We start from the raw sequence: 17,349 nt of genomic DNA on the forward strand, positions 1-17,349 counted from the left end.
CCTTTAGAATTTGTTTACAGGTAGTTTGAGATAATGATGCCCATCAGATTCGGCATCGGGTAGTTGTCCCGCCCGCAGGTTTAGCTGCAGCGCGGCCAGCATTCTGTCGGGCAGGTCCAGTGTCTCGTCTTTTTCGTTTCGAAGGTTGATATATTCTTCCTTCGTCGTGCCGTTCTTAAGGTGGATGTTCTCGGCTTTGTGGGTGCCCACCGTGGCCTCCCATTGCGGCGTATTGCGATCGTCCGAACCGTAGTCGTGGCCGATAAACAATCGCGTTTTGTCCGGCAAGTCGAGGATGGATTGAAGCGCGTTCCAAAGCTCCTTGGTACTGCCGCCGGGAAAATCCGCCCGCGCTGTACCGCTGTCGGGCTGCATAAACGTGTCGTTCACAAAGGCCGCATCGCCGCAGACATAGGTAATCGACCCCATGGTGTGACCGGTGGTCAGCATGACGCGCATTTCCAGATTGCCAATCTGGAAGGTGTCCCCGTCTTTAAACAGGTCATCGAAATCCCGCTCGGCATCAAACGCATCGGGTAGATTGTAAAAATCCCGCCAAAGTCCGGCGATATCCTTAACCTTCTCCCCGATACCATTGCGCGCGCCGGTCCGCTGTTTCAGCAAGGCCGAGGCCATCACGTGATCGGCATGAGGGTGGGTGTCGAGCACGCGGTCCACCGTCAGCCCCTGTTCGTTCACAAAGTCAAGTAAGTGATCCATCGCCTTCGTTGAAAGCTTGAAGCTTTTGGGGTCAAAATCCTGCACCACATCGATCAATGCGGCCTTTTTGGTTTCAGGGTCTGCGCAAATGTATTGGATAGACCCAGTGTCCGGTTCATAAATGCCCCAAACATCCGGACTGCCCGAGCCGGTAGAGGCGGAGTGCCGTGTAATGCGTTTTTCAAATTCCGATTGATCTGCCATCTCAAGATCCTTTCATCCGCTGGAGTTTTTAACAACATTCGCGGGGTCAACGTCTGGGACGGGGGTTTGGTTCAATCCAACTGCGCGTTCACCGCCATCCTTTTCGATGCGAAAACGCTGGAAATGGTGTCAGGATTGTAAGGTATTGCTTTGGATCGATTTGCTGGCAGCTCCGAAAAAATCGGGGTGCCGATTGGGGCAATGTTTTACATGAAACATTAAGAGTTGTGCGGGTCCGCGCCCCCGAATGAGGGCGCGGGATCAGTCCCTAATAGAACGCCTGTAGGCCGGTAATCGCCCGCCCGAGGATCAACGCATGCACATCATGGGTGCCCTCGTAGGTATTGACCGTTTCAAGGTTCACCATATGGCGCATGATCTGGAACTCTTCCGAAATGCCATTGCCGCCGTGCATATCCCGTGCGATGCGCGCAATTTCCAGTGCCTTACCGCAATTGTTGCGCTTGATGACAGAGATCATTTCCGGCGCGGCTTCCGCTTCGTCCAGCAAACGCCCCACCCGCAAACTGGCCTGCAAGCCAAGGCTGATGTCGGTCAGCATATTGGCAAGTTTCAACTGGTGAAGTTGCGTCTGGGCAAGCGGTTTCCCAAATTGTTGGCGGTCCAGACCATACTGACGGGCCGCGTTCATACAGAATTCCGCCGCGCCAAGCACACCCCAACTGATGCCATAACGGGCGCGGTTGAGACAGCCAAACGGCCCTTTCAACCCTTCCACATTCGGCAACAGCGCGTCGTCGCCGACCTCCACATTATCCATTACAATCTCGCCAGTGATGCTGGCCCGAAGAGATAGTTTGCCCGCGATTTTGGGGGCGGACAGACCTTCCATACCTTTTTCCAAGACAAAGCCGCGAATTTTGCCGCCGTGGGCTTCGGACTTGGCCCAGACCACGAAAACGTCAGCGATCGGGCTGTTTGAAATCCACATTTTCGCACCGGAAATCCTGTACCCGTTGGCGGTTTTCTTCGCCACGGTTTTCATGCCCGAAGGATCACTGCCTACATCCGGTTCTGTCAGGCCGAAACACCCGATCCATTCCCCGCTGGCAAGTTTTGGCAAATATTTTTTGCGCTGCTCTTCAGATCCGTAGGCGTAAATCGGATACATCACGAGAGAGCTTTGCACCGACATCATCGAACGATAACCCGAATCCACCCGCTCGACCTCTCGCGCGACCAGCCCATAGGCAACGTAAGACGCGCCAAGCCCGCCGTATTCTTCAGGTATCGTTACGCCCAATAGGCCCATTTGGCCCATTTCACGAAAGATTTCGGGATCAGTCTTTTCCTCGCGGTAGGCTTCGATCACGCGGGGTTGCAATTTATCTTGCGCATAGGCTTTGGCCGCGTCACGCAACATGCGTTCTTCTTCATTTAACTGGGTTTCCAGCGCGAAAGGGTCTTCCCAGTTGAACCGGTTCAAATCGGGGGCGTCTTTGGCTTTCAGGGTCATGCAGTGTTCCTTTTCTTTGCACCTGACTAGCAAAGGGGCCGTCGGTTTGATAACGATAGAAAATCCACAGTTGATGAGTTTTAGTAATATTATGGTGCTACGTCCCAATTACACGCCGAGCATTCCCGAACTGCGTGCGTTGGTGTTTTGCGGTGATCTCGGATCGGTGTCCCGTGCGGCTGAAGCGCTGAACCTGACGCAAAGTGCAGTCAGCCGGTCGGTCCGGTCCTTGGAAGAGCGGCTAGGTGTGCAGCTGTTTCATAGGGTGCGCAAGCGGTTGCATCTGTCGGATGCAGGACGCGCTATGGTGCATGAGTCGCGGGAAATCCTCGCCGCGCTGGACCGGTCCGCGCGGATGACGATGGCGTTTGGAGAAGGCGGTGATGTCCTGCGTCTGGCGGTTCTGCCAACGCTGGCTTCGACATGGTTAATACCGCGACTGCCTGAATTTTTGGCGTCCCACCCCGATGTATCAATCGACCTTACCTCGGCATTACATCCGGTAGATTTTGACGAGAGTCCGTTCGATGCGGCGCTGCAAAGGGCGGTAATGGCACGCAAAGGAGCGGAAGTAGGTCATCTGCTGGATGAGACCCTGATCATAGTGGCCGCGCCGAGGCTGGTTGATGGAATGGCTGAACTGTCAGCCGAACAGCTGGCAGGGTACCCGCTGATACAGTTGGCCACACGGCCAGAGCTTTGGAATGATTGGTTTTCTCGCCTTGGAACCCCACCGCCTGATCGCCTTAGAGGGCCGCGTGTTCAACATTTTGATATGGTGATTTCTGCCGCCGCAGCGGGGTTGGGCGTGGCGCTGTTGCCGGACATTTTCGTACAATCTGCGCTGGCGACCGGAAGTCTGCGCCAAATCCACTCGCAGAGGCTGGAGGGACCAACACCTTACGCGCTGATCCGCCCCGCCGGCCGCCAGCCAAGTACCACGATGCAAAGCTTTACCAACTGGTTGCACAATACGGCGGCAAAAGACTAAGGGCGGGGCTTTATGTTCATCCAAGTGGTTTTAAGTTCAACATATTTATCCAGTGCGTGCAGCGACTTATCCCGACCGATCCCAGACTCTTTGAAGCCGCCAAAGGGTGTCGTCATATCGTCGCAATCATAGCAATTTACGTAAACCAGACCGGCACGGATGCTTTTGGAGACCTGATGCGCAGTAGCGAGATCATCAGTCCAAACCGCAGAAGCCAGACCGTAACAACTGTCATTTGCCGTGCGAATCGCCTCTTCAAGGCTATCTACGGGGATCACCGTTAACATGGGGCCGAAGATCTCTTCTTGGGCTATGCGCATGTTGTTCGTTGCGTTGTTGAAGATCGTTGGCTCGACATAACTTCCGCCGCTGTCGGGGCGCGCTCGTTTGCCTCCAGTGATCACATCTGCGCCATCGGCTATGGCGTGGTCTGTGAACTCCAGCACTCGGCGGGCGTGGCTGTCGTTTACCAAAGCGCCCATGCTGGTTGAAGGGTCCAATGGGTCGCCGGGGGTATAGGACTGGCTGACCTTTAAAAGAGTTTCGACCACTTCATCCTGAATGGAGCGCTCGACAATCAGGCGACTGGGGCAGGTACACATTTCGCCCTGATTGAAAAAGGCGGAATGGGCCGAGGTGCTAGCAGCGTGTTCGGTGTCGCGGTAACTGGACAGGATGATGTTGGGGCTTTTGCCGCCCAATTCCAGCCCCAGACGCTTCAGGTTCGACTGTGCGGAATACTCCATAAAATACTTACCAACTTGCGTTGATCCGGTGAAAAATAACCCGTCCACATCCATATGCAAGCCAAGTGCGCGCCCGACTTCGGGACCGTCCCCGGTCACAACATTAAGGACGCCCTCGGGGATGCCGGCCTCTAACGCGAGTTGGGCAAGTCGAATGGCGGACAGCGGAGATTGCTCGGCTGGTTTTAGGATCACCGAATTTCCGGTCGCCAGGGCCGGGGCGAGCTTCCACGCGGCCATCAACATGGGGAAATTCCACGGCACGACCGCAGCCACCACGCCGAGAGGTTCCTTTGTAACCATCGCAACGGCATTGGCAGCAGTTGGGGCGATTTCGTCATAAACTTTGTCGATTGCTTCGCCGTACCAGTCAAAGCAGTTGGAAACCGCCCGCACGTCGATAGAGGTACTGTCCGCAATGGGTTTGCCCATGTCGAGCGTTTCAAGCAGCGCAAGTTCGTCCCGATGGGCGCGGATCAGGTCAGCAAATCTGCGCAGAACAAGCTTGCGTTCAGCGGGCGGGCGGGTTGCCCAGCGACCGTCTTGGAAAGCAGCACGGGCGGCTTTAACTGCGCGGTTGACGTCTTGCTCTGCGCCGCAAGCCACCTGCGCAAGTGGTGTTCCATCTATGGGGCTGATGGAAGTGAATGTTTTGCCTGATGCTGCATCAATGCTTTGACCATCTATCAGCAGTTGTGCGCCAGTTTGCAATGCGCTGCGAAGGTTTTTAGCTTTGGCATGCCAGTCGATATTTGGATTTTCAGTCATGGATTTCCAACTATTGAGATACTTTTATTTAAAAAGGTATCACAAAATAAGGGGCGTAAACAAGGCGATTTAACGCGCCTGTTCGTTCAGGTCAGTGGTTGTGGCGTTGGTTTAGGTGTCAGGTCGTCGGCAGGTTTTCTGTCAGAACGCGCCGTCCACTGCGGCTGCTGCCTTCACGAATGTCGCTTTCAGTCGCGTTCATCAGGGCGGCCACATCGCGGGCGCGCAGGGCTGTCAGGATTTCCTTGTGGCGGTCGATCTTGTAAAATTCCTTGACCCGTTTCACCACCTGTCGTTGGAATGGACCAAGCTGGAGCCAGACGCTTTCGATGGCGGGTACTGAGACCTGATTCGGATTGACGGAATAGAGCATCCGGTGGAATTTCAAATTCAGGATCGTCAACTTGTCGAGGTTCTCTTCGCTGAGTGCTATGTCCATCTCATCATCAAGCTGTTGAAGTTTTTCGATAACATGATCAGATAAATAGGGAAGGGATCGTTCGGCGGCGTGTACTTCCAAAGTGATGCGGAGCGCCACCAGTTCTTCAAACCGGCCGAGCGTCATTTCCGGTATCGCCATGCGCCGGTTGGGTAGGATTTCAATCGCATTTTCAGAGCTTAACCGTCTGACAGCCTCTCTAACCGGGGTCGGGCTTAGGCCCATCGCGTCCGCGAGGCCGCGCATGGTCAGATTGGTCCCCGGTTCAATCGTGCCAACCATAATCGCATGGCGCAGACGGGCATAGACGGATTCCTGATCTGTGGTGTCTGCGTCAACGGGAAGTTCTGGAATGTTCACAATGGTGTATCCGGCGTTTCTGGGGTGGCTGCGCTTTGGGGCGGTGTCTTGGCTTACAGTATGAAACTCTCTGGCTGATGTAAAAAGAAAATACCAAGTTCACAAATGATATCACATATGCTAGATCGGTATCACAAAGGAGAATCCATGCCCGTTCGAGATGTTAAAAATTGGTTGGAAAGCCACCCCGACATAGAGTCGGTCTTCGCTTGTGTTTGTGATTTGAATGGAACCCTGCGGGGAAAGCGGGTTCCAGTGGATCAGGCCGACAAGGTAATTGAGGGTGGCATCCGGATGCCACTTTCTGTGGTGAGCGTGGATATCTGGGGGGAGGATATCGAAAACAGTGCGCTGGTGTTTGAGACTGGCGATTCCGATGGGTTGTGCGAATTCACAGGGCGCGACCTGTTGCCGATCACCTGGACGGACCGTCCTTCTGCGATGGCGATGCTCTGGATGCGTAAAGAGGACGGAACGCCCTTCAATTCCGATCCACGTCGTGCATTAAATGCAGTGGTCGAGCGTTACGCGGAGCGCGGTCTGACTCCTGTAGTGGCGACGGAGCTGGAATTTTATCTGTGCGATCCGTCAGGGGACCAGCCTCGCGCGCCTCATTCTCCGGTGACAGGCAAGCGGCTTGATTCCGATGGGGTTCTGTCGCTTGACGAATTGCAACACTTTGATGCTTTTCTGAATGACGTATACGAAGCCTGCGCCGATCAGGGCATCCCAGCAGATGCCGCAATCTCCGAGAACGGGGCAGGGCAGTTCGAAATTAACCTTCTGCATGTGAACGACCCGTTGAAGGCTGCGGATGACGCGGTGCTGTTCAAACGGCTGGTGCGCGGTGTCGCCCGCAAGCACGGGTTCGCGGCGACGTTCATGGCGAAACCCTATGGCGCACGGGCGGGCAGCGGGTTTCACGTTCATTTTTCCTTGCTCGATGAAGCGGGAAACAATGTGTTTGATAACGGTGGAGAAGAAGGTTCGGCCGTGATGCTGAATGCGGTGGCCGGACTGCTGGCGACCATGCAAGAAAACAGCCTAACCTTTGCACCTCATGAAAATTCCTATCGGCGTTTAATGCCGGGCGCGCATGCGCCAACGGGTGTGGCTTGGGGGTATGAAAACCGCACTGCGGCAATCCGGATTCCGGGCGGAAATCACAAGGCGCGACGGATCGAGCATCGCGTGGCCGGAGCGGATGCCAACCCTTATCTGGTGTTAACCAGCATCCTTGGGGGCGCGTTGCTCGGGATTGAGCAGGACATGCAGCCTGCCGCGCCGATCACGGGGGATGCGTATCGTCAGAAGCTTACGCATTTGCCGCTCGACTGGGCCAGCGCGATAGAAGCTTTCGGCGAAGGGCGGCACGTTCAGGACATCTTCTCGGCACAGCTGCAAACGCTGTTGGTCGAATGTAAGGCGCAGGAGCTGCAACGTTTTGCGCGGCATGTGACGGACTTTGAATATCATTCCTATCTGGAGATTGTGTGATGGGGGCCAATCAAAAACACTATGCTGGCGACGGAAGCCACACTGGCAGTTATTACGCAGCATCGGCAAATCCTGCACCGGAACGACCGCCACTGGTGGGGGCGCATGAAGTGGACGTTTGTGTCGTGGGGGCTGGGTATTCCGGTCTGTCCACTGCGCTGCATCTGGCAGAAAAAGGATATAACGTAGCCATCGTAGAAGGAGCGCGTGTGGGCTGGGGCGCTTCGGGGCGCAATGGCGGGCAGATCGTGAACGGTTTGAATGCCAGCCTCCAGACCATCAAGAAGCGCTACGGGCAAGACACAGCGACCTTTGTGGCCGGACTGGTGCAAGAGGGCGGCGAGATTATCCGCGAGCGGATCAACACCTATAACATCAAGTGTGATCTGAAAGAGAAGAACATCTTCACCGGCTTGACTAAGGCCCACATGAAAGAGCTGGAAGAGCGTAAGACGCTTTGGGAAAGCTACGGCATCAACAATCAGGAGATGCTCGATAAAGAGCAAATCCGCGAGCACATCAATTCCGACCTTTATGAAGGCGGGTTAATCGACCATTCCGGCGGCCACATGCACCCGCTGAACCTCGCGCTTGGGGAGGCTGCGGCGTTTGAGATGCTGGGCGGCACCATCTACGAGATGTCTATGGTGACAGCGGTGGATACCGATGCGTCGCGCCCTGTTGTGACCACCACTCAAGGGTCGTTGACCTGCAAGACGCTGGTGCTTTGTGGCAATGCCTATCTGGGCCATGTGGTGCCGACACTGACATCCCGCGTCATGCCGGTGTCCACGCAAGTGATGGCAACCGAGCCGCTGGGCGAAGAGCTGGCCCATTCGCTACTGCCGCAAGATGCCTGCGTTGAGGATATCCGCTACATTCTGGATTATTACCGTCTGTCCGGCGACAAGCGCATGCTGTTTGGCGGCGGCACCGTTTACGGCGGCGCTGACCCGCGCGACATCGAAGCAAAGCTGCGTGGCAACATGGAAAAAGTGTTCCCACAACTGAAGAAGGTAAAGGTGGATTACGCTTGGAGCGGTAATTTCGCCCTATCTTTCAGCCGCGTGCCCCAGATGGGTCGCATCGGTAAAAACACCTATTTCGCCCATGGCTATTCCGGTCATGGCGTCACCGGTTCGCACACGTTCGGGCGTATTCTGTCCGAAGCGATCGACGGGGACGTGTCCCGCTTTGACGTGTTCGAAAACGTGCCTTGGTATCCATTTCCGGGCGGTCGTCTGTTCCGTGTGCCATACTCTGTCATGGGGTCTTGGTGGTACGGGCTGCGGGACCGGCTCGGGGTTTGAATACACTCACTTCACAAATTTCAGGGAGAAAAAGATGAAGAAAATTATGATGACATGTGCCGCAGTTACGCTGGGCGCGGGTGGTGCGCTGGCAGAGGGCGAACTGAACGTCTACAACTGGTCGGATTACATTGCCGAAGACACCATCGCGAATTTTGAGGCCGAGACTGGCATCAAAGTGAATTACGACGTGTTTGACAGCAACGAGGTTCTGGAAGCCAAAATGCTGACCGGCTCCAGCGGTTATGATGTGGTGGTTCCCTCTATCGAATTCATGGCCCGTCAGGCGCAGGCCGGTGTGTTTGCCGAAATCAACAAGGACGCCCTGTCGAACTATGGCAACCTCGACCCGCAGATCCTTGAAATTCTGGCGGTAAACGATCCGGACAACACCCACGGCGTTCCTTATATGATGTTCACCACCGGACTGGGGTATAACGTCCAAGCTGTATCAGAGCGCATCGACGCGGATAAGATTGGCAGCTGGGACATGATCTTTGATCCTGAAACCGCCGCGAAGCTGGCGGATTGCGGGATAGCTGTTCTGGACAGCCCGTCCGAAATCATGGCGCCTGCGCTGAACTATCTCGGGATTGACCCGAACTCCGAAGACAAAGCGGACCTTGAGAAAGCCACCGACCTTCTGCTGTCTGTGCGCCCGCATATCCGTTACTTCCATTCCTCCCAGTACATTAACGATCTGGCCAACGGCGATATCTGCGTGTCCGTTGGGTATTCCGGCGACGTGCTGCAAGCCCGTGACCGTGCGGCCGAGGCCAATCAGGGCGTTGAAGTGGCCTATGCCATCCCCAAAGAGGGCGGACAGGTCGGGTTTGACATGCTGGCCATCCCTGATGATGCGCCAAACGCTGAAAACGCACTGAAGTTCATTGACTATATCCTCAAGCCCGAAGTCGCGGCGGCTGTGACCAACTACGTCTATTATGCCAACCCGAACACAGCCGCGACAGAGTTCGTGGATGAAGAGGTGCGTAACGATCCGGGCATTTATCCATCGAAGGATGTTCAGGCGAACCTGTTCTCTTTGCGGCCCCATACCCCGCGTTATGACCGGTCCCTGACCCGCGCGTGGACCACAATCAAGACCGGACAATAACATGCAGGCCGGACGTTGCGCTGAATGGTGTGATGTCCGGCCCGATCTTTAAAGGGACAGCTCTATGACCATCAGTCAACCATCGACCTCTGCCAAGCCGTGGGATACGCCGGATGCCGTACCCTTTATGCAGATCAAGAACATCACGAAGAAATTCGGTTCTGTATCGGCGGTCGAGAATGTTTCGCTCGATGTTTATAAGGGCGAGATTTTCTGCCTGCTCGGTGGTTCAGGGTGCGGCAAGTCTACTTTGTTGCGGATGCTTTCGGGGTTTGAGGTTCCCACGTCAGGTCAGATCATTATTGACGGAGAAGATCAGGCTGGCGTGGCCCCTTATGATCGCCAGACCAACATGATGTTTCAGTCCTATGCGCTGTTCCCGCATATGACAGTTGAAAAGAATATCGCCTACGGGCTCAAGCGGGACGGTCTGCCAAGGCGAGAGATCGCGACCCGCGTGACGGAAATGCTGTCGTTGGTGCAGATGGACGGTTTTGCCACGCGCAAACCCCATCAGCTTTCAGGCGGGCAACGCCAGCGGGTCGCGCTGGCCCGTTCATTGGTAAAAAAACCCAAACTTCTGATGCTGGATGAACCTCTGGGCGCGCTCGACAAGAAGCTGCGCGAGGAAACCCAGTTCGAGCTGATCAAGATTCAAGAAAGTCTTGGTGTGACTTTTGTTGTGGTGACACACGATCAGGAAGAGGCAATGACCCTGTCCAGCCGCATCGGCGTGATGAACCGCGGCGAGATTGTGCAGGTTGGCACCCCCCATGAAATCTATGAATTTCCGCGCAACCGTTTTGTGGCGGATTTCATCGGCTCGGTGAACCTGTTTGAGGGCCGTATTAAAGAAGACGGCGAAAACCATGTGGTGATCGCCTCGCCGGAAGCGGGCACCGACATTTATGTGCCTTATGCGGTCAGTGGTGTAGAAGGCCAGCAGATCGCCATTGCCGTGCGCCCTGAAAAGATGGAGATCAGCAAGGCGCCTCTGGATGATATGCGCAATACTGTCAGCGGTACTGTCGATGAAATCGCCTATATGGGGAATGTGTCCGTTTATCACGTGTTGCTGGACAGTGGCAAACGTGTCCGCGTCAGCCAGTCGAACCGGACCCGTTCCAACGAGGATGCGCCGACCTATGGCGACAGGGTCAATCTGGGCTGGGCGGGCCGCGCCGGTGTTGTGGTGACGGCATGAGCCAGCAGGAAACCCATCAAGGAAAACTGCCAGGTGCTGCCCTTTTGGGGCGGGCGCTGCACCGGATCGGAATGCGTGGCCGTGGTCTGGTGATTGCCATTCCGGTGCTGTGGCTGTTCCTGTTCTTTCTTGTACCGTTTCTGGTGGTGGCGAAGATTTCCCTGTCCGAAGCCGCCATTGCCCGTCCGCCCTATCTGCCGCTGTGGAACTGGGACGACGGTTTTCTCAACATCACGCTGAACTTTGGCAACTACCTGTTCCTGTTTGATGATCCGCTGTACCTGTCCGCCTATGTTGAATCGGTAAAGATTGCGGCGGTTTCTACGGTGATCACCCTGCTGGTCGGCTATCCGATGGCCTATCTGATTGCCCGCTCTGCACCTGACACCAGAAACATCCTGCTGATGCTGGTGATCCTGCCGTTCTGGACCTCTTTCCTGCTGCGCGTTTATGCGTGGATCGGCTTTTTGAAGGGTAACGGGATTATCAATAACATCCTGATGAAGATCGGCCTGATCGACGAGCCTCTGGTCATGCTGCAAACCGATTTCGCGGTCTATATCGGCATCGTTTACACCTATCTGCCTTTCATGATCCTGCCGCTGTTTGCCAATCTGGTAAAGCTGGACCAGTCCTATCTGGAGGCTTCTGCCGATCTGGGTGCCCGTCCGATCACGACATTCTTTACCGTGACCCTGCCGCTGTCTGCGAGCGGGATCATCGCTGGATGTATGTTGGTCTTTATTCCCGCCGTCGGAGAGTTCGTCATCCCGGCCCTTCTGGGCGGACCGGATACGCTGATGATTGGCCGTGTTTTGTGGAACGAGTTCTTTTCCAACCGTGACTGGCCGATTGCCTCGGCTGTGGCGATTGTCATGCTGGTGGTGCTGGTCATTCCGATCATGCTGTTGCGCAAGGCGCAGGCCGCAGAAGCGGGAGCGAAATGATGGGTCAGCAATCCAGATTTCTAAAGATTGTCGCGCTGCTCGGCTTTGTTTTTCTTTATGCACCAATCGTGTCGCTGGTGATCTTCAGCTTTAACGAAAGCAAGCTGGTGACGGTTTGGGGCGGGTTTTCAACCAAATGGTATGCAGAACTGTTCCGCGATCCCCAAATCCTTGAGGCCGCGTGGGTCAGCATCAAAATCGCCCTGATCAGTGCCACAATCGCCGTAGTGATAGGCACTGTCGGTTCCTTCGTGCTGATCCGGTTCAAGAAGTTTCGCTCCAAAGGCTTGCTGAGCATGATGATCACCGCGCCGCTGGTAATGCCCGAAGTGATCATCGGCCTGTCGCTGCTGTTGCTGTTCGTGGCGATGCAGGGGGTGATCGGTTGGCCGGGCGGACGCGGGATGATGACGATCATTATCGCCCATTCCACTTTCGGTGCGGCCTATGCCGCCGTGGTGATCCAGTCCCGACTGGTGGATATGGACCTGTCGATAGAAGAGGCGGCGCAGGATCTGGGGGCGAAACCCGTGCGGGTGTTCTTTGACGTGACGCTGCCGGTGATCGCGCCTGCCTTGCTGTCGGGCTGGCTGCTGGTGTTCACGCTTAGTCTGGATGATCTAGTGATTGCCAGCTTTGTCTCTGGTCCCGGCGCCTCGACCTTGCCCATGGTCGTCTTTTCCAAAGTGCGTCTGGGGGTCAGCCCCGATGTGAACGCACTGGCCACTATTATTATCGGCATCGTGTCCTTGGGGATCATTGCTGCCGCCCTTCAAATCAGCAGGAGTAAGAAACATGGCGCAGAACGGTGATCAGGCATTTTTGCGGAGCGACACCACAAAAGGGCGCTGGGAAGAAATGACCTATGGCGGCGCGCTCAGCTTTTTGCGCCGCAACTATTCCCGCAACCTTGATGGTGTGGATGTAGCTGTCACGGGGGTGCCGTTTGACAATGCGGTGACGTTTCGTCCGGGCTGTCGGCTTGGCCCGCAGGCGATCCGTGCGGCCTCGGTCCAACTGGCAGAGCTGAAAGCCTTTCCTTTCGGGTTTGACCCGTTTGAAACCCTGTCTGTTGTGGATTACGGCGATGTGCATCTGGACCCGCACCACCCCGAAACCGTGCGCCCCGCAATTGAGGCCCATGCCGCGCGTATTATAGAGAGTGGCGCCAAGCTGCTGACGCTGGGCGGGGATCATTCCATCGCCTATCCGCTGCTGAAGGCGCATGCTGCAAAACACGGCCCCATAGCGCTGATCCAGTTTGATGCCCATTGTGATACATGGGACGATGACGGCGCGCGGATGGATCATGGAACGATGTTCCTGCGAGCGGCCCGTGAGGGGATCATTGATGTGTCCAAATCCACCCAAGTGGGCTTGCGCACCTATAATGACGACGATTTTGGTTTTGAAATCCTGACAAGCCCCTGGATTCACCGCAACGGCATTGCTGCGGCTATTGACGTGGCGCGGGAACGGGCAGGGGACGCGCCTGTCTATATCTCCTTTGATGTGGACGGGATGGACCCTGCCTTTGCGCCGGGAACCGGCACGCCGGTTGCTGGGGGGCTTGCATCCTGGCAGGCGTTGGAGTTCATTCGCGGCATGGAAGGGCTGGACCTGATTGGCATGGACGTGGTCGAAGTCTCTCCGCCTTATGATGTGTCCGAAATCACCGCAATCGCGGCGGCAACCGTAGCCCATAACTGGCTGTGTCTTCTGGCCAAGGCCAAGGGTGCGCAGGGTGTCGAAATTGGAAGAGTTTGAAGGTGGCGCTATGAAGATCGGAATACTACAAACCGGCCATACCCCCGAAGAGATGCGGGAGAAACACGGCGATTACGACGACCTGTTCAAGCGTTTGCTGGCTGGGAGAGGGCTGCACTTTGAGACCTATCCGGTTTTGGACGGTATCCTGCCTGATACTATTATGGATGCGGACGGCTGGCTGATCACCGGATCAAAATTTGGCGTCTATGAAGATCATGACTGGATTCCACCGCTCGAAGATTTCCTGCGGCGGGCCTATGCCGCTGCGATCCCGATTGTCGGGGTCTGTTTCGGCCATCAGATTCTTGCACAGGCGCTGGGCGGCAAGGTTGAGAAATTCAGCGGCGGCTGGCAGGTTGGTCCCGTGGACTATGCCCGCACGGACGGGCGCAACGACCGGATCATGGCGTGGCATCAGGATCAGATCACGCAGGTGCCTGAAGGGGCCGCGATTACCGGCACCACCGACTTTTGTGCCAACGCGATGCTGGTCTATGGCGATCGTGCGCTTACGGTGCAGCCCCATCCCGAATTTACACCGGAATTTATGGGTGATCTGCTGGCAGCCCGTGGCGACATCTTACCAGACGCTATATTAACAAAGGCGCGCGCCGGTTTGCAGGCCCACCTGGATTCACCCGACTATGCGCAAATGTTTGAGGACTTTTTCCGGCGGAATGCCAAGCCAACGTAATCAGGGGGCGACATCACTGCCAGACCTGATAAAGGCACGTTCAATATCGCCACATATCCTGCCCGTTTAAGGGCCATCCCACGTTACAGCCAAATACAGAAGGTTAATACGAATGAACAATGCAGACGTAAATTCCCGCCGCGAAGCCGCTATCTCGCGCGGTGTTGGTATGATGACCCAAGTCTATGCCGAGCGCGCGCTCAACGCCGAGATCTGGGACATCGAAGGCAACCGCTATATCGACTTCGCCGCAGGGATAGCCGTGGTGAACACTGGCCATTGCCACCCCAAGGTTATCGCAGCGGCGGAAAAGCAGCTGCACGCCTTCACCCACACCTGCCATCAGGTCGTCCCGTACGAAAGCTATGTGCGTCTGGCAGAGCGCCTGAACGAAAAGGTTCCGGGCGACTTTGACAAGAAAACCGTTTTTGTCACCACCGGCGCCGAAGCAGTTGAGAATGCGATCAAGGTTGCACGGATTGCCACCAACCGCCCCGCCGTCATCGCCTTTGGCGGCGGCTTTCATGGCCGGACCTTCATGGGGATGAGCCTGACTGGGAAAGTGGAGCCGTATAAAAAGGGCTTTGGTGCAATGATGCCGGACGTGTATCACGTCCCTTTCCCGATCGACCTGCACAATGTGCCAACGGAACAGTCGCTCGGTGCGATTACCAAACTGTTCAAGGCGGACCTTGATCCGGCCCGTGTTGCGGCAATCATTATCGAACCCGTACAGGGCGAGGGCGGTTTCTATGAGGCCCCCGCAGACCTAATGCGCGGCTTGCGTGAACTTTGCGACGAACATGGCATCGTTATGATCGCGGACGAAGTGCAGACCGGTTTTGCGCGCACCGGCAACCTGTTCGCAATGGACGGCTATGATGTTAGCGCCGACATCACTACCATGGCCAAAGGTCTCGCCGGTGGCTTTCCATTGGCAGCGGTTACAGGTCGTGCCGATCTGATGGATGCCGCCAATCCGGGCGGCCTTGGCGGTACCTATGGCGGCAGCCCGATGGGTGTTGCGGCAGCGAACGCTGTGCTTGATGTGATTGAAGAAGAAGACCTGTGCAACCGCGCCAATGAACTTGGTTCCCGCCTGAAGCAACGGCTGGAACAAATCCGCCAGACTACGCCCCAGATGGTAGATGTGCGCGGGCCGGGCTTCATGGTCGCGGCAGAGTTCAACACAGCAGATGGCAGCGCACCGGATGCGGATTTCGCCAACCGCGTTCGCGCCGAAGGCATGAAGCGGAACCTGATCCTGCTGACGTGTGGCACCTACGGCAATGTGGTGCGTTTCCTTGCGCCGATCACCATTCCCGACGATGTGTTTGCTGAAGGGCTCGACCTGCTGGAGCAATCCATCGAAGCTGCGAAGAAGGGTTGAAGCGTGCTTGATCTAAACGACCCGAGCCTGCTGGAGCCGCGGGCCTATATTAACGGGGAATGGATAAGCAACGGCGCAACCTTCGCTGTGACCAATCCGGCCACCGGCACGAAGATCGCGGATGTGACCGATGTCAGCGTCGCTGAAACCGCGGCTGCCATCGACCATGCCCATAAAGCCCAAAAGGACTGGGCTGCGTGGACCGGTAAGGAGCGTGGCGCAGTTCTGCGGCGCTGGTATGACCTGATTGTTGAGAATGCCGATGATCTGGCTGCGATCCTGACCGCAGAGATGGGCAAACCCCTTCCCGAAGCCAAAGGGGAGATCCTTTACGGGGCCTCCTTTATCGAATGGTTCGCAGAAGAGGCCAAACGCATCTACGGCGATGTGATTCCGGGCCACCAACGGGACAAACGCATCGTTGTGATCAAACAGCCTGTTGGTGTTGTCGGCTCTATCACGCCGTGGAACTTCCCCAATGCGATGATCGCCCGCAAGGTCGCGCCTGCGCTGGCCGTAGGGTGCAGCTTTGTGGCCCGCCCTGCTGAACTCACCCCCCTGTCCGCGACGGCTATGGCCGTTCTGGGGGAACGGGCCGGAATCCCCGCTGGTGTGCTCAACATCATCCCGAGCTCGCGTTCTGCCGAAATCGGGCAGGAACTCTGCGCCAACCCGAAGGTCGCGAAGATTACCTTCACCGGCTCGACCCGTGTGGGCAAAATCCTGATGCAGCAATGTTCCGACACGATTAAGAAGATGTCGCTCGAGCTTGGCGGCAACGCACCCTTTATCGTCTTTGACGATGCTGATCTGGATGCTGCGGTGGACGGGGCGATGATCTCCAAGTTCCGCAACAACGGCCAGACCTGCGTCTGCGCCAACCGGATCTACGTGCAGTCCGGCGTTTATGATGCCTTCGCCGAAAAGCTTCAGGCCGCAATTGGCAAGCTGGCTCTCGGGGATGGCACAGAGGACGGCGTTACCACGGGACCTCTTATAAATGATGCAGCGGTGCGCAAAGTGGAAGACCATATCGCGGATGCCACAAGCAAGGGCGCAACAGTAGCGCTTGGCGGGCAGCGTAGCGAACTGGGCGGAACCTTCTTTGAACCGACTGTTCTGACAGATGTGACCACAGATATGGCTGTTGCACGGGAAGAAACCTTCGGACCGCTCGCGCCGCTGTTCCGGTTCGAAACCGAAGCAGACGTGATCGCGATGGCCAACGATACGGAATTCGGACTGGCAGGATACTTCTATTCCACCAAAATGAACCGGATCTGGCGTGTGGCCGAAGCGCTTGAGACCGGAATCGTCGGAATCAACACTGGACTGATCTCAACCGAGGTGGCCCCCTTTGGTGGGGTGAAACAATCCGGTCTCGGTCGTGAAGGCTCTAAGTACGGCGTCGAGGATTTCTTGGAGCTGAAATACATGTGCTTTGGTGAAGTCTCCTGACGGAGGGCTGTTGAAACGAAAACGGCCCCGTGCCGAAGACTGCACTTATATAAAGACCCGCTACAGACAATCTGTGGCGGGTCTTTTCGTTTCCGACTCAGATTCGCCCGTGATTCCCGATTCTGGAGGTTTCGAGTCGGGGTGACTCGGGTGATTTTGGGGTGATTTGGGTGTGTTGGGTGTGTGATGCGGGTTTTGGGGTGTTTGTGGTTGGTTTTGGTTGGTTGGGTTTTGGTGTTTTGAAGTGTTTAACGCCC

At 56.1% G+C, this 17,349-nt stretch carries 15 protein-coding genes; 11 read left to right on the forward strand and 4 right to left on the reverse strand.

The window, feature by feature from the left end; translation table 11 throughout:
• Positions 1–3: 3 nt before the first annotated feature.
• Both IEX10_RS10740 and IEX10_RS10745 read right to left on the reverse strand, forming a co-directional pair.
• Positions 4–924, reverse strand: a complete 921-nt coding sequence (locus tag IEX10_RS10740) for an MBL fold metallo-hydrolase (RefSeq protein ID WP_188674492.1) — start codon at positions 922–924, stop codon at positions 4–6.
• Positions 925–1,192: 268 nt separating this feature from the next.
• A complete protein-coding gene (locus IEX10_RS10745; protein WP_188674496.1) occupies positions 1,193–2,401 on the reverse strand; it encodes an acyl-CoA dehydrogenase in 1,209 nt (402 codons plus the stop codon).
• A 73-nt stretch (positions 2,402–2,474) separates the two neighbouring features.
• Between IEX10_RS10745 and IEX10_RS10750 the strand changes: the two genes are divergently transcribed.
• On the forward strand, positions 2,475–3,392 hold the full coding sequence (locus tag IEX10_RS10750) for a LysR substrate-binding domain-containing protein (protein WP_229678510.1): 918 nt from the start codon (positions 2,475–2,477) through the stop codon (positions 3,390–3,392).
• Here IEX10_RS10750 and IEX10_RS10755 read toward each other — a convergent pair.
• Together IEX10_RS10755 and IEX10_RS10760 are read right to left on the reverse strand one after the other, a co-directional pair.
• The gene (locus tag IEX10_RS10755) at positions 3,389–4,906 is read right to left on the reverse strand and encodes an aldehyde dehydrogenase (RefSeq protein WP_188674498.1); all 1,518 of its coding nucleotides are present in this window, start codon (positions 4,904–4,906) and stop codon (positions 3,389–3,391) included. The genes IEX10_RS10750 and IEX10_RS10755 overlap by 4 nt on opposite strands.
• Positions 4,907–5,024: 118 nt before the next feature.
• Positions 5,025–5,705: a GntR family transcriptional regulator gene (locus tag IEX10_RS10760; protein WP_229678511.1), complete on the reverse strand. Its 681-nt coding sequence runs from the start codon at positions 5,703–5,705 to the stop codon at positions 5,025–5,027.
• Positions 5,706–5,852: 147 nt separating this feature from the next.
• On the opposite strand from IEX10_RS10760, the gene IEX10_RS10765 reads away from it, so the two are divergent.
• From IEX10_RS10765 to IEX10_RS10810, 10 genes are all read left to right on the forward strand, one after another.
• Complete coding sequence (locus IEX10_RS10765; protein ID WP_188674500.1) at positions 5,853–7,202, forward strand: glutamine synthetase family protein; 1,350 nt, start codon at positions 5,853–5,855, stop codon at positions 7,200–7,202.
• Positions 7,202–8,512, forward strand: a complete 1,311-nt coding sequence (locus tag IEX10_RS10770) for an NAD(P)/FAD-dependent oxidoreductase (protein ID WP_188674503.1) — start codon at positions 7,202–7,204, stop codon at positions 8,510–8,512. Before IEX10_RS10765 ends, IEX10_RS10770 begins: the two co-directional genes overlap by 1 nt.
• A gap of 34 nt (positions 8,513–8,546) precedes the next feature.
• Positions 8,547–9,629, forward strand: a complete 1,083-nt coding sequence (locus IEX10_RS10775; RefSeq protein ID WP_188674506.1) for a polyamine ABC transporter substrate-binding protein — start codon at positions 8,547–8,549, stop codon at positions 9,627–9,629.
• 64 nt (positions 9,630–9,693) lie between these two features.
• Positions 9,694–10,833 carry an ABC transporter ATP-binding protein gene (locus IEX10_RS10780; RefSeq protein WP_188674509.1) on the forward strand — a complete coding sequence of 380 codons (1,140 nt, stop codon included), beginning with the start codon at positions 9,694–9,696 and terminating at the stop codon, positions 10,831–10,833.
• Between the two features lie 71 nt (positions 10,834–10,904).
• Positions 10,905–11,780 (forward strand): ABC transporter permease subunit, encoded by an 876-nt coding sequence (locus IEX10_RS10785; protein ID WP_229678527.1) that lies wholly within the window; start codon positions 10,905–10,907, stop codon positions 11,778–11,780.
• The gene (locus IEX10_RS10790; RefSeq protein WP_188674515.1) at positions 11,780–12,592 is read left to right on the forward strand and encodes an ABC transporter permease subunit; all 813 of its coding nucleotides are present in this window, start codon (positions 11,780–11,782) and stop codon (positions 12,590–12,592) included. Before IEX10_RS10785 ends, IEX10_RS10790 begins: the two co-directional genes overlap by 1 nt.
• Positions 12,576–13,547, forward strand: a complete 972-nt coding sequence (speB, locus tag IEX10_RS10795; RefSeq protein WP_188674518.1) for an agmatinase — start codon at positions 12,576–12,578, stop codon at positions 13,545–13,547. The genes IEX10_RS10790 and speB overlap by 17 nt, the downstream gene beginning before the upstream one ends.
• Before the next feature lie 10 nt (positions 13,548–13,557).
• Positions 13,558–14,244, forward strand: coding sequence for a type 1 glutamine amidotransferase (locus IEX10_RS10800; protein WP_188674521.1), 687 nt, complete (start codon positions 13,558–13,560; stop codon positions 14,242–14,244).
• A 112-nt stretch (positions 14,245–14,356) separates the two neighbouring features.
• Positions 14,357–15,634 (forward strand): 4-aminobutyrate--2-oxoglutarate transaminase, encoded by a 1,278-nt coding sequence (locus IEX10_RS10805; RefSeq protein WP_188674524.1) that lies wholly within the window; start codon positions 14,357–14,359, stop codon positions 15,632–15,634.
• 3 nt (positions 15,635–15,637) lie between these two features.
• Positions 15,638–17,092 carry an NAD-dependent succinate-semialdehyde dehydrogenase gene (locus tag IEX10_RS10810; protein ID WP_188674527.1) on the forward strand — a complete coding sequence of 485 codons (1,455 nt, stop codon included), beginning with the start codon at positions 15,638–15,640 and terminating at the stop codon, positions 17,090–17,092.
• Positions 17,093–17,349: the final 257 nt, after the last annotated feature.

Origin of the sequence: Neptunicoccus cionae (genome assembly GCF_014643735.1) — a bacterium.
GTDB classification, from domain to species: domain Bacteria; phylum Pseudomonadota; class Alphaproteobacteria; order Rhodobacterales; family Rhodobacteraceae; genus Amylibacter; species Amylibacter cionae.

Coding starts and splice junctions, on each gene's coding strand:
- IEX10_RS10770 (WP_188674503.1), top strand. CDS start 7,202: ATGGGGGCCAATCAAAAACACTATGCTGGCGACGGAAGCCACACTGGC.
- speB (WP_188674518.1), top strand. CDS start 12,576: ATGGCGCAGAACGGTGATCAGGCATTTTTGCGGAGCGACACCACAAAA.
- IEX10_RS10785 (WP_229678527.1), top strand. CDS start 10,905: ATGCGTGGCCGTGGTCTGGTGATTGCCATTCCGGTGCTGTGGCTGTTC.
- IEX10_RS10750 (WP_229678510.1), top strand. CDS start 2,475: ATGAGTTTTAGTAATATTATGGTGCTACGTCCCAATTACACGCCGAGC.
- IEX10_RS10740 (WP_188674492.1), bottom strand. CDS start 924: ATGGCAGATCAATCGGAATTTGAAAAACGCATTACACGGCACTCCGCC.
- IEX10_RS10790 (WP_188674515.1), top strand. CDS start 11,780: ATGGGTCAGCAATCCAGATTTCTAAAGATTGTCGCGCTGCTCGGCTTT.
- IEX10_RS10755 (WP_188674498.1), bottom strand. CDS start 4,906: ATGACTGAAAATCCAAATATCGACTGGCATGCCAAAGCTAAAAACCTT.
- IEX10_RS10765 (WP_188674500.1), top strand. CDS start 5,853: ATGCCCGTTCGAGATGTTAAAAATTGGTTGGAAAGCCACCCCGACATA.
- IEX10_RS10805 (WP_188674524.1), top strand. CDS start 14,357: ATGAACAATGCAGACGTAAATTCCCGCCGCGAAGCCGCTATCTCGCGC.
- IEX10_RS10745 (WP_188674496.1), bottom strand. CDS start 2,401: ATGACCCTGAAAGCCAAAGACGCCCCCGATTTGAACCGGTTCAACTGG.
- IEX10_RS10780 (WP_188674509.1), top strand. CDS start 9,694: ATGACCATCAGTCAACCATCGACCTCTGCCAAGCCGTGGGATACGCCG.
- IEX10_RS10775 (WP_188674506.1), top strand. CDS start 8,547: ATGAAGAAAATTATGATGACATGTGCCGCAGTTACGCTGGGCGCGGGT.
- IEX10_RS10800 (WP_188674521.1), top strand. CDS start 13,558: ATGAAGATCGGAATACTACAAACCGGCCATACCCCCGAAGAGATGCGG.